This window comes from Desulfogranum japonicum DSM 18378, assembly GCF_000429945.1.
GTDB lineage: Bacteria > Desulfobacterota > Desulfobulbia > Desulfobulbales > Desulfobulbaceae > Desulfogranum > Desulfogranum japonicum.
This window is the reverse complement of the sequence record NZ_AUCV01000058.1, coordinates 20,421-34,128: the sequence shown is the minus strand read 5'-3', so window position 1 is coordinate 34,128 and position 13,708 is coordinate 20,421. Positions and strand designations below refer to the sequence as shown.

The window sequence follows — 13,708 nt, the reverse complement described above, 5'->3', positions numbered from 1 at the left end:
TGGCGCTCATACAGAGATTCGAATCGTTTTATTTCTGCTTTGTTCATGGTATACTCCTTTGTAAATGATTAGAGAATCAAACTGTTACAGGAATATACTCTATTTTCTGCCGCATAGCGGCTTCGTCCAACAAAGGAGACAATGTAATGCTGCTAATTAGATTTCTAATATTTTTTGTTTTCATTATGGTTTGTAACGTTTATGCAGAGCAACAAAAAATTGTTATCGCAACATTGGAATATCCACCATTTATCTATTCAGAAAACAACCAGGTTAAAGGACCAATTGTCGATAAAATCAGAGATTTATTTGACAAATTAGAAGTAAAAGTAACCATAAAAATATATCCAATAGCTCGCGGCTTATTTATGGTCAAGAACGGAGAAGTTGATGCATATTTCTCATTGAAAAAAACTCCTGAAAGAGAAAAAAAATTGCTTTTCACAAAAGAACCATTAATTCAACAGCCTTTTGTATTCTTTGTGAGAAATGATTCTAAAATAATCTGGAATGGAAACCTTGAGGATATTAAAAATTACAGAATTGGAATTGTAAGCAAAACATCATATGGCATGGTGTTTGATGAATATTTGAAAAAAGGATTTATCAAAAACATAGACGAAGCACAAACATTTGAATAGAATATCAGAAAATTAATTGTCGGTAGAGTTGATTTAATAATTAACAGCTATGATGTTGGGCAATATATAATCAAAAAATGGAATGCTAGTAACAAAATAACTGCACTTTCACCTCATGTTGAAGTTGTCAATAGTTATCTGGCTTTTACGAAAGCAAAAGATTATACAAGTCTTGCAAAAGAATATGACATTATTCTAGCAAATGAAAAAAAATAAGACCAGAAATCTATCGGGATAGGAACGGCCATCGCTAACCTTCCCTCCCACACCACCGTACATACGGATCGCGTATACTGCGGTTCGACCGGCAATCCAGGCAACAGCACTTACACCCTTCTTATCACCTGTTGAGTTACTACTCTAAATGACGCTACTTCTGTTTCACTCACTGGTGCAATAGGGAGCATCCGATGACTATGGCATCATTTGACATTGCGCAACCCAGGTGCAAAGCACCTTTGCATTATCGGCAGTGGAAATAGAAACCATAAGAAGCAGCCTGATTACAGACCGCAAACTCGTCTCTGTTGTAAAAAAAATCAAACAACAGGGCTATCAGGCGTGAATACAACCTGTTGAAACGGCGTATTCTCAAAGTTGCCCAGTTCATTCACGCTCTCGACACCATGGACGTACAAGACCGGAAAGAGATCATGCATAAGCTGCGGAAACAGCCTCTGTAATAGAAGAAGAGGTAACCGAAATGCATCCGGGTTACGAAATACAGCAGTGAGCATAGTTCTCAAAGATCTTCCAGATATCCTGCAATATCGATATCGTCGATCTGTGAGGCTGAACAAAATTTCCTGGCATATTCAAGGTACACTCCGCTTTCAAGAAAAAGACGAAACAGGTCTTTATCCAGGTGCTGTTTTTTGACCATACGGTTTAAAATATAGATGGCCTCACTGAGTTTTTTTGCTTTTTTATATGGCCGATCCGAAGCGGTCAAGGCCTCAAATACATCTGCCAACGCCATGATACGAGCAGGTAAACCGATCTCTTTGGCTGTAAGTTTTCGTGGATACCCTGTACCGATAAGTGTTTCGTGGTGTGCCCCTGCATACTCGGGGATCCTGGTCATATTCTCTGGATATGGCAATGTTTCCAGCATCTGGATAGTGGTAATGATATGTTCATTGATGATATATCGATCTTCAGCGGTCAAGGTTCCTCGAGAAATGCACAGGTTATACACTTCTCCAAGATTATATAAATGCTCTGGAACATCCATTTTGAAACGGGAATCAGTATCACCAAGGGGTCTCTTGGCCTGACGTTTGATGATGTGTTCTCTCCGATCTGCAAGAAGAAATTCTTTACAGGGAAGATCAACGGGATGCTCTGGATAACGCATAAGCTCCAAATGCCCCAACCCAAGACGGTCATCCAGATGCCGGGTCCATGTCCTGGCAGCAATACGCTGTACCCTTTCCACCTTATCCTCCCCCATAAATTCTCCACCAATATTGCATTCGGCGATGAAGGCAAAATCTTCCTCGATCTCTCTCTTTTGCTTAGCCAGCTTTTCCGCTAAACCCGCTTGTTCCCCTCCTTCAGCAAGCTCCTGCCAATATTCGATTTCAGCATCCCGCAGGAGCACCTCAAAACGCATCCGAATCTCATGGATACGATTATACAGGGTCTCAAGCTTGGTGGCCTTATCGACAATATATTCAGGAGTTGCGACCTTTCCGCAATCATGCAGCCAGGCTGCTGTTCGAAATTCACGCCATTCCTCATCGGTTGAAAAATGAAAATCGGTAAAGGATTCTTTTGGGCTGCTATGGGCAGCCTCGGCGATCATGGTGGCAAGTTCCGGTACACGTGCACAATGTCCACCGGTATAGGATGATTTATGGTCTATGGCCACAGCAATAACACGAATGAATGCATCCATGAGAGCCTTCAAGGATTCATCATATTCCTGTATTGATTTTGCCATGGAAACCATGGAATTGGATAATTCGATAATTTCCGCAATATTACTCTCAACCATGTTGACATCATCGTAACGCCGTAACCTTACTTTATCATTTTCAAGAGCCAGTGCCTTAATGGGCGTTACGATGATCGTGGCGCAATACCACACCACAGGTACCAGTAAAACGAGCAAGGCAAGGGCAGTAAACAGAGATAACCGTACTTTCGCCAGGTACGGTCGCATGCTTTCTTCCACGGAAACCAGCATACCCAGATATTCCTGCACATGTTTTTTGGACATGATTGGCGAAACATAGGCAAAATAATTCTGTCCTTTGATTGTTACCTTATGCAGTGTATTTTCGGCAGTTGAGGCTGAGGCCAGTTCCAGCAACTGGCTATGCGGCACAGGTTGATCCGTGACCGCACTTACATCAGACGAAGGTGCAGACGGGGAGCTCTGCTTTTCTCCCCTGTCTGACTTGAGATCTGCGGAGGCTGATATTGCTCTTGCTATTACCTGGCCTGCATCATCAAACAAAAAAGCCTGACTATGAGGTAAAAGCTGCTGCTTCTGTAAGTAACCTGACAATCCTTTAAGAGAAATATCAACGGCAACGACCCTGCTCCCACTATCCATGCTTTTGGCATAGGTAACACCGGGAACACCGAGATTTGCGAAGACATAGGGCGGAGTCTGTATAATCCCCTGACGTTCCAGGGCGTTAGCAAACCATGGCCTATTTCTAGGATCATAGGTCGTTCTTTCCTGCTTTTCAGTTCGAACACGGAAAGCTGTATCCAGATAGGTGGAAATTTTTTCCCTAACAGCACCTTTGTTTCTGACCGTTACCTGTACCCACCGGTCTTCTGGTAAGGCCTGAAAGGCACTCCTTGTATAGGTGCTCTCAAGATTGACCAATTCAAAATAATCACCGTTGTCATAGCCTGCATACATGGCATAGAAATGATCCGCCTGCCCGATCACACCTCCCAGAAGAGGTAAAAGGTGGCTCACCTGAGCAGCATCTGGGAACTTTTTCAATTCATGAAGATGGCTCAGCATTTCTACCATGTTCATGCTTTCGCTGTCCAAAGCATGTACACGCTGACTGACTTTTTCCCCAATGGTACGGCAAAGTCCCTCGGCTGCCTGCCTTGCCCACTGTGAACTGAAATAATATTGCAGACCAAGCACAACACCGGCAGTCAGCATGGCTACAAGCGTAACCACTCCCAACACTGTTACTCGAATGGAAAACCTTCTTCCCTGCCTGCCCCAGTGAATCATAACGTCTCAATATTCTCCAGATAAAGTTGCTGTATTTGCCGGAACAACTGCGTAGATTTCACTCAATATACTGCGGCAGATACACATCAAAGACAGTTCCCTTTCCAGGAACTGAAGAAACCTCAATCACTCCGTTGTGGGAGTGCACGATTTTCTCTGAAACAGCAAGGCCTAGCCCTGTTCCACCAGAATCCTTTCTCGTGGAAAAATATGGTTCAAATATTTTTTCTACAACAGCGGCAGACATACCAACGCCATTATCTTTGACTGAAATTTTCAGATATCGGGTATTACCATGCAACCTTTGATGAGCCCCCCTGTCACAGGTATCAATACTCAGATGGATGAGTCCTCTTTCGGGTGTCCCAGAGGGCCTTTCTAAAATGGCGTGCTGCGCATTGATCAAGAGATTCAATAGAACCTGCTCCACGTGGAGTTTGTCTGCGATGACCCGGGCAGGCTGACAGGTATTACGTATTACCAGGCTGATGTTATGGCGAACATGCCCTTTGTAAATTTTTCGTAAATCTGCAATCACCTCCTCCATTTCCACGATTTCAGACAACGGGGCACTATGTTTGGAATATACAGATAAATGATTCAGAAATTCAGAAACTCGCGAGACAGCCGTAAGTATCACATCAAAGGTATCCTTACCGCTTGAAACTGATATGTCTTTCATCTCAAGTTCTTTTTGCAATAACTGTATATTGCAGGGAATAGCAGTCATAAAATTATTGCACTCATGAACCACGCTACTGGTTATAAACTTTATATTTTCAGCCTCCTGGGCATATATCATCAGTTGCTGGAGTTTAGCTATCTCCGTTTGATAGTAGCGGTGCAGTTCCAGGTGTGTTCTAACCCTGGCGTTCAGTTCAGCGGCATGAAATGGTTTGGTAATATAATCGGCACCACCGAGCTCAAACCCCTTCATTAAACTATCCTGCTCATGTTTTGCTGTTAAAAAAATAATTGGAATATGTTTGGTAGCGTCATTTGCTTTCAGACGTCTACACACCTCATACCCATCCATGGCTGGCATGATGATATCCAGCAATATAAGATCAAAAGCAGTCTTTTCTACTCTTTCCAGGGCCTGCTCACCGCTGGTTGCAAATACCAGATGATAGTCCTGATTCTTCCTGAGAAAATTGACACCGACCTGGATATTTTTCAGGTCATCATCGACAACCAGAATAGTATATTTACCACTCATCCTGCTCAACCTCTAACAATAGATTTTCTTTCATTTTTGCAACCATTTCGGGAAATCTGTTCATCAGGACGTCAACTTCCATAATTTCAAAACTATCAATATTCTGAGACAGTTGTTTCCCTAATGTAACAAAATGAGCAAGAGAACACCGTTCTGCCAGCTCAATCAGATGTTGAGCAAATCCCGCAATAAGCTGAAAATCGCCACTGTTTTTCACCTTCTTCCATTCCTCTTGCAGTTCCTGTTCGACCTGTGCGATAAATTCCTCACGTTGAGCTCTAGGCACCTCTGAATCATCAAACAGGTCATTTGCTGCCGGAGAAGGTTCACTCCGTATATACGACAAATAGTCGGCTGTTACAGAAAACAGGTCATGCCGCTCAACGGGTTTTCGCAAATAGCCGTTGAAACCATATTGATCTACCTTTCTTAAATCTTCTCCCATGACAGAAGCAGTAACTGCAATCACCGGGATATGGCACAGACGATCTTCCTGACGCAGTTTGGTAATCATTTCATATCCGTTCATCACTGGCATCCTGAGGTCGAGAAATATTAAATCCACATGCTCACGGGCAAGAATCTCCAGAGCTTCTTTTCCATGCTCTGCCTGGTAAAAAACGAGTTTGCTGCCTCGAAAATGAGCCACCAGAAGTTCCCTGTTTTCGGTTACATCATCAACGACTAAAATAGTACCTTCCTGAAAACCGTCAGGAATATACACCTCCTGATGAGTCTGTTCAGGCTCGTTTACTACCAGGGGAACAGCATGAAACACCAGTGTGAATGAGGAACCATACCCTTTGCGACTTTTTAGCCGTATCTCCCCGCCCATCATCTGCATCAGGTTATGACATATGGACAGGCCAAGGCCCGTACCACCATATTTTTGCGTATCTTGTCCTTCCTGTTGTTCAAATTTATTAAAAATGGTTTTCTGATGTTCAGCGGGAATCCCTATTCCTGTATCACTCACCACAAGCTGGAAATCCACAGTCTGTTGTTCAGAATGGATTTCCACTTTTTTGCAGGCAAGGGTGATACTCCCTTTATCGGTAAACTTGAGAGCATTTCCCAGAAGATTGATAAGAACCTGACGAACCCGAATTCCATCTACAAGAATATATGCCGGGAATACATCAGGTAGTTGGCACCGAAAAATCAGTTGTTTCCGCTCCATCCTGTTTTTGAAGATATCTGTAACTTCTTCAAACAGGTTTTTCATGGAAACAGGCTCTGGAACAAGCCCCATTTTCCCTGACTCTATTTTGGATAAGTCTAATATATCATTAATAATTTCAAGAAGAGCCTTTCCACCTGACCGGATGGATTTCAGGTAATTCTTTTGCTCAGGATCTGTAATCATATGGTCGAGCAGCTCGGCGAAGCCCAGCACGGAATTCATGGGAGTACGTATTTCATGGCTCATATTTGCTAAAAATTCGCTTTTCGCCTTGGCTGCCTGCAACGCATTGATTTCAGCAATTTTCCGCAAGCGTACCTCATAGGCCATTCGCCTGTTCCAATACGCAAATATGGCAAACAGCACAGACGCGACGAGCAGTGTCTTCCAGAAGAGAGAATAATCCACCAGAGGATGCTTAAGGCTCACCCAGTTGCTATATATTTCATTTTTTTCTTTTTGAGTTAACTGGCCCAAAGTCTTGTTGAGTATGGAAAGCAGTTCCGGCATATCTTTCCTTACCCCAATGGAAAGAGAAAACGCATAGCGGGTAAGTCCTGATATTTTCAGATTAGTCAAAGATGATTGCTTTGCGTAATACTCAAATGTTGGAATATCTGTGACAAAGACATCTACATTGTTTCGTGATAATGCCTGCAACCCTTTCTGGGTAGTATCGTAGAGCTGCAAATGCATATCAGGATAATCCGCCAGTATATATGCTGCAGAGATATGGTCTCTCACTGCGCCCACACGCCATCCTGTGACCTGATCCAACCCTTTGAGAAATTTGACATCATCTCTTGTTATCAAAACCAGATCCATGTTCATATACGGATCTGTAAAATTCATATACCTGCTACGTTCAGAGGATTGGGCAACGGCATTAATGATATCAATTGCACCCGTTTGCATGGAGCCGAGCACATCACTCCAGGTATCGACATATGAAAACTCAAACTGCAAACCACTTTTTTCTGCCAAAAGCTGAAAATACTCTGCAACTATACCTTGTACCTGCCCCTTTCCATCAATGTAGGTCAGGGGGGCCCAACCTGGATCACCTGATATGAGTACCGCAGGATGTTCCTGTATCCATTGCTTCTCTTCAGGGGTAAAATTGATAATATTTTCTGTGGATGCAGTATACCAGTTTTCCATAATACGCTGGTGCTCATTCTCACTCACGCTATCCAGCGCTTTTTGTATGATGCGATTCAACACCTGCTGCTTTCCATCAATGGCGATGGAAATACTGGTTTGCATTTCAGGAAGCTTTTTAACAACTTTAAGATTAGTCAGTAACCTTTTACGGATAATATAATCAGCAACAGCCAGATTTCCGATATACGCATCAGCTTCCTCGTAGGAGACTGCTTCAAGGGAAGCCTCATTTGAACCTGTGAGATGCAGCTTCAACTGAGGGTATCTTTTTTTGAGCCATTCATGCATATATGACCCTTTATTGATAGATACCGTTTTTCCGCTGAGATCATGTATGGATCTGATATCGAAACGCTCCCTGTTCACAACAATAACGGTTGGTACTGTAAGATATGGAGAACTGAAAGATAAATACCCCTCACGATCCTCAGTCTCTACTGCACAGGCCAGGCCGTCCAACTCTCCTTGTTGCATCTGCTTCATAACATCAGCCCAGACACCTGGACGAATCTCAACATGCAGCCCTGTACGTTGTTCAATGAGTTTCACGTAATCTGAGGCAAGGCCAGCATAATTGCCAGCGGAATCAATGAACTCAAAAGGCGGCCAATTGTGATCGGCACCAAGGACAATGCTTTTTTTCTCTTTAATCCATGTTTTTTCTTCTTCACTCAAAGATATCTGTACGTCGTTTCCACTTTCAACCTGCTGAGTGATCCATTTTCTTCTGATGGCATTCATCTCATCATGGGTAAGCGAGTCCAACCCTTTTTGGAGAATCGAACGAAGAATGGGCCAGTCGTTCCGTACACCGATGAACAGTTCATGGGGAGCCTCTCCTTCCACAGAAAATTCCTGAACAAATTTCAGATTGGTCAGGAGGTGGGTATGCATCAGATAGCTGGCGACACCGTTAAAAAGGACAGTGGCATCAGCCTGACCGGATGAAACTTTTTTCAGCGCAGCCAAAGGTGAATCAACAGAGAGAAGATGTATGTCTTTAAACTTTTTCTGCAATACATCCTTCTGATTATATCCCTCTACCACTGCTACGGTCTTATCCTGCAAGTCCTCTACACTCTTGATTACAGGAGCATTTTCAGCGGTGATAACAACCATCTGATTTGAAATATAGGGCGTGGTAAAAAGAATGAATTTTTCTCGACTTGCAGATCGCGTCAGGCTGTGCACAATATCTATATCTTTGTTTTCAACCATTTTCTGCAGTTCATGCCATGCATGACCGTAAACGTACTGCAGATGCAACCCGGTCCTGGAAGCAATTTCATCCAGGACGTCAATGGACAACCCCATGGGCTGCCCTTTTTGATTAAAATCAAATGGGGGCCAATCCATCTCATTGGAGACACGTAACACGGGGTGATTTTGCACCCAGTCTCTCTCCTCGGAGGTTAACGTTACAAGCAGGGGACTGACCGGTTCATCAACCTTAAAATGAAGCCAACGTTGGCGCAGCTGTTCTTTTTCATAGTGGCTTACATGGCGTTGTCCATGCTGTATCTTCTGCATCAGCGCACTGTTAGCCCTGGAAGTAGCGCCATAATACACTCGCTCAGAGAGGGTAGAAGCGCTATGACGGAAAGAATTTTGTAAGTTGTGGGTGGAAAGGTAATAATTAAGATGAATATCTGAAGAGACAAAAACCTTTATTTCTCCAGCAAGAACAGCTTCAAAAAGGCTATCAAAATCCTTGAAAATCTTATACTGGCTGTCAGGTGAATTTTTTTTAATATAGTTCTCTGTGAAGCCTCCCTGAACAATGCCTATAACAAATCCCCTGGTCTGGTCCAAAGTCTCAGGGGGAGGGATATCAGAGCTTGCATAAATATAGTATTTGAGCTCCAAAACAGGTTCGGAGTATTCCAGAAACCGGCTTCTTTCTTCTGTAAAATAAAGTCCGGCATGGAGGTCTGCCTCACCGTTTTTTACCATCTCCAGCGATTTTTCAAAGGTGGCAACTTCCTGAAAGTCAAACGTCAGCCCTGTTTTCTGTTCCAGCAGTTTCCAGTACTCAGGCAATATTCCGGCAGGTTTACCCTGCCTATCGGTAAATTTGATTGGTGCGATGCCTCTGTTGTAGACAACAGAAATCCTGGCATCAGGTGACGAGGCCGTTGCAATACCGCTCCAGAAAATGAGTACTACGACAATAAAGTGTGCGTGCTTCATTTTCAGCCCCAAAGTAAATCGCTTGATAACCGTACAGAAATGTATAATCCTGGGGAAATCTCACAAGTTATCTGCAATCACAGAGATCCATAAGTAGAAATCATTTCAACATATTGTATCCAAGGGACAGGGGTGAGTCAAACCATGACATTCTTTTTACGATTGGGGTGAACAAAAACAAATATAACCAGCTCACCAGCATCTCTCATGCTGGTCTTCAACGAATCCAAGTTAACGGTAAAAGTACCTGCTCACTCTCATAAAACGGTTTCAGCGAATGGAAAATGTCAGTAACCTGGTGCTCACAAGACTGACAACAAAAGATAAAAGAATAAGAAGAGTTCCATAGGCCATTGCCAGGCCTAGGTTATACTCAAACACCCCGTTAACCATGGCAATGGACATAGGTTTATTGGCTGCGGTATACAAAAAAACAGACACTGTATATTCCCCTATTGAACGAAGACATACCAGTAGAAAACCTGCCAGGATACCTGGGAACACGATGGGAAAAGCTATTCTTCGAAAAGTTTGAACAGTGGTGGCTCCCAAGCTTTTGGAAGCTTCCAGGTACACGTGATTCAAATTCTGCAGAGACACATTCACGGTTTTTACCAGTATAGGCAGAGAACGTATACAATAGGCTAGCGGCAACAGAATAGTGCTGCCCACCAGCACCGTATATCCGGAGAAAAGCGAGGGGGTATTAAACGCATTAATCATATTGATGGCAATGGCACTGCAGGGAATAGCCCAGGGAAGCATTACCAGAAACTCCACTACCCACCTGAACCGGCTGGCAGTTTTCTCAATTATAAATGAGGCTGGAAGAGCCACTATGAGGCCAGCCATAGCCGCTGAAAGTGCCATCACAGAACTATTGACAAAAGGCTGCATTTTACGGGCACTCGTGCCTATGGCTATATAATTATCAAAGGTCCAATCCTGGGGGAAATAATTGATCATCCAGGAACTCGAGGGAACAAAAGAGACCAGCACGATGCTCGCCACGGGCAAGAAGATCGAAATGACGAGCAAACCTGCACATGACATCAACATCCACCTGACCGTTTGTGATCGAATCGTTATCGGCTGAAATCCACCTCCCCTCACCGACGAGGTAAAAGTACTTTTTGCTTCATATATCCTGAAAATTATAAAAAAAAGTATGCATACTAAAGTTAAAACAGTTACCTGGGTAGCTGCAATATCCATATAATTATTTGTTTTAGAAAGCAGAATCTGGGTGGTCAACACCTTGAAACCACCCCCGATAATGGAAGGAGCTGTAAAAGAACCTGCTCCGGAAATAAAAGTCATGGCACTGGCAGCAAGAAGTGCGGGGCGTAAAAAAGGGAGGATAATTGAAACAAACACCTTTCGCCTTGATGCTCCAAGATTACGAGCGCTCTCAATAATGGAAAAATCAATATGCCGTATGGCTATGGACACTGTAATATAAAAGTACACATACTGTGTATAGGCATGAACGATCAGAATTCCGGGCAGACCTGACAAATGAAACGGTGGTGACTCCAGGTGAAACAACAGTTGAAGGGTTTTGGTTATCATACCGCTTTCGCCATAGAGTTGCACAAACGCCAACACAATGACAATGCCCGGCATAACCATGGGCAGCAGTAAGAGTTTATCCATGAGACCGCGGCAGGGAAAATCAAAATAATGTATTACAAAAGCCAGGGCAACACCAATACAACCGCATACCACAACGGTCAGAATGCCCAGTAAGATAGAATTATACAAAGGAACCCTGTAGGCAGGAACAGTAAATAATTCAAGATAATGCACCAGGGAAAATGCACCGTCAACATACACACTGGTTTCTACTGTCTTGAGTGTGGGAAACAGTATGTATCCAAAAAGAAACAGCAACAGCAGACATACCCCGCTGTACTGGAATACGCGTATTCCACTCACTCTCTGGAGTATCATGTCTAGCAATTCAGAAGATGCAGATCTGCCGGTGAAAAGCAGACACACACCTGACTTCCCACCCCCAAAGAACTTGCAGCCTGACCGGAATTCAACTGAACAGCCTTAAAAAGCAGACCATCAGCCTGAATTGCCCATTCTGTGGTATATCCATGAAAGTGTTTGTCTCTTATGGTCCCCCAAATGCCATAATCAGAATTTGCAGGGAGCTGCAGAGAGAGGCGCAGATCCTGGGGACGGATGGAAACAAAACACACAGAGCGCTGTGTAATGTGTGTGAGTATATGACCGTTTGGCAACATACAACAACCGTTTTGAAAATTAACCGGGAACAGATTTGTTTCCCCAACAAACGTGGCTACAAAAGAATTCGCTGGGAAGTCATATATCTCTTCAGGAGTACCTTTTTGAACACAAACACCTTTTTTAAACACAGCCAGCTGGTCTGACATGGTAAGAGCCTCGACCTGATCGTGCGTAACAAAGATTGTCGTGATGCCAAGATTTCGCTGTAGCCTTTTCAGTTCAGTGCGCATGCTGTCGCGAAGTCGGGCATCCAGGTTAGACAACGGCTCATCCAACAGAAGTACGCCAGGTTCAATGGCAAGAGATCTGGCAAGAGCAACCCGTTGTTGTTCTCCACCAGAGAGGTCGGCAATATTACGTTTTTCAAATCGCTCCAGACCGACGAGAGAGAGATATTGTTCCACCTTCTGCCGGATCTCACTCCGACTCCTTTTTTGAATTTTCAAACCATATTCAATATTTTCTCCTACGGTCATAAAAGGAAACAGGGCATAGTTTTGAAAAACCATGCCCACATTGCGCTTTTCCGGTGCAAAGTTGGTAATATCAACGCCATGTAAAAAAATGGCCCCGTTATCCGGTCTGATAAACCCGGCAATCAGACGAAGCAGCGTAGTCTTACCGCAGCCAGAGGGGCCAAGTAGAGTAAAAAATTGCCCCTCTTTAATTTCCAGGCTGACGTTGTCACAAACGATATGTTTTCCATACCATTTTGTTACATTTTCAAGACTGACCTTACCCACTATATCTCATTTTCCTTTTGGATCTTTACCACTGTTCTTTACCTCTGCATCCCACTTTTGCATCCAGGCAGATTGCTTTGCGGCCAGATCCTGCCAATCCACGTCCATCACTTTAAAGTGAGTATCAGCCATCCACGCAGGGGAATCAGCCAGAGCATCGGGATGGGTGGGCAGACGATTGAATTTTTGGGCAAGCATGGCCTGGATCTTAGCACTACCGGCGAATTCAATGAATGACCTGGCAGCATTGGGATGTTTTGCGCCATGAATCAAAGCGATGCCATCGGTAATTACCGGTGAACCACTTGTGGCATCAATCACAGCCAATGGCATTTTGTTGTTGATCTTATTATCAATGATGGAGTTCAGGACCATGAAACTGACAGCTGCTTCCTTTCTGCCAACAGCCTGAAACAGCATGGATCCGCTGCCATAGTACTGTTTGGTATTTGCATCAAGTGCCTTCATGAACTGCCAACCTTTGTCCAGTTCCCCTTTCTGCTCAAACTGTTGCAACAGTGCAGAATAGGTGGCACGCGCTGACGAGGATAATGCATTTCTGAAAACAAGGTTGCCCGCATACTTGGGATCAGTCAACTCATACCAGTCTTTGGGGGCCTCATCCTCGCTCAACATTTCGGTATTATAAAACATCATTACCGGAGTTTGAATTGTGCCGTACCAGTACGATTCGGCATCCTTGAATAACGGATCCAATTTGTCCGCCCAGGAAGGAGTAAAAGCATCAAACAGTCCTTCTGATTTCAACTCCAGATATACAGAGGAAGGTGCGCCGTACATGACATCAGACTGGGGATTAGCCTTTTCCGCCCGCACTCTGTCTGCCAGGGCTCCTTTCAGGTTAATAAAATCGACCTTCACGCCGGTCTCTTTGGTATAGGCATCAGCTACCATTTCGAGCATGGCTTCGCCATGGGTTGAATAGACAACAACCTTCTTTTCAAGTTCTGCAGCCATAAGGCTGGCAGCAACGAACGTGACGCTGGCAAAAGCAGCGACTGCAATAACTGCCTGCAATATTCTTTTCATGCAATTTCTCCTTTTATTATATTCCATCTCTTTGTTGTGCTTTGT

General features: G+C 43.8%; 7 protein-coding genes. 1 reads left to right on the top strand and 6 read right to left on the bottom strand.

Features of this window, described 5'->3' with window-relative positions; genetic code table 11:
- Nucleotides 1–146 precede the first annotated feature (146 nt).
- Nucleotides 147–641: a substrate-binding periplasmic protein gene (locus G493_RS0120050; RefSeq protein WP_028581823.1), complete on the top strand. Its 495-nt coding sequence runs from the start codon at nt 147–149 to the stop codon at nt 639–641.
- 742 nt (nt 642–1,383) lie between these two features.
- Here G493_RS0120050 and G493_RS0120040 read toward each other — a convergent pair.
- The 6 genes from G493_RS0120040 to G493_RS0120015 form a co-directional block, all read right to left on the bottom strand.
- Nucleotides 1,384–3,855, bottom strand: coding sequence for an HD domain-containing phosphohydrolase (locus tag G493_RS0120040; protein WP_028581821.1), 2,472 nt, complete (start codon nt 3,853–3,855; stop codon nt 1,384–1,386).
- Nucleotides 3,856–3,913: 58 nt separating this feature from the next.
- On the bottom strand, nt 3,914–5,074 hold the full coding sequence (locus G493_RS33740) for an ATP-binding response regulator (protein ID WP_051309653.1): 1,161 nt from the start codon (nt 5,072–5,074) through the stop codon (nt 3,914–3,916).
- Nucleotides 5,064–9,611, bottom strand: a complete 4,548-nt coding sequence (locus G493_RS0120030; protein WP_028581820.1) for a transporter substrate-binding domain-containing protein — start codon at nt 9,609–9,611, stop codon at nt 5,064–5,066. The genes G493_RS33740 and G493_RS0120030 overlap by 11 nt, the downstream gene beginning before the upstream one ends.
- A gap of 270 nt (nt 9,612–9,881) precedes the next feature.
- A complete protein-coding gene (locus tag G493_RS0120025) occupies nt 9,882–11,564 on the bottom strand; it encodes an ABC transporter permease (RefSeq protein WP_051309651.1) in 1,683 nt (560 codons plus the stop codon).
- 2 nt (nt 11,565–11,566) lie between these two features.
- Nucleotides 11,567–12,613, bottom strand: coding sequence for an ABC transporter ATP-binding protein (locus G493_RS30340; RefSeq protein WP_051309649.1), 1,047 nt, complete (start codon nt 12,611–12,613; stop codon nt 11,567–11,569).
- A gap of 6 nt (nt 12,614–12,619) precedes the next feature.
- Nucleotides 12,620–13,663: an extracellular solute-binding protein gene (locus G493_RS0120015; protein WP_028581818.1), complete on the bottom strand. Its 1,044-nt coding sequence runs from the start codon at nt 13,661–13,663 to the stop codon at nt 12,620–12,622.
- Nucleotides 13,664–13,708 lie beyond the last annotated feature (45 nt).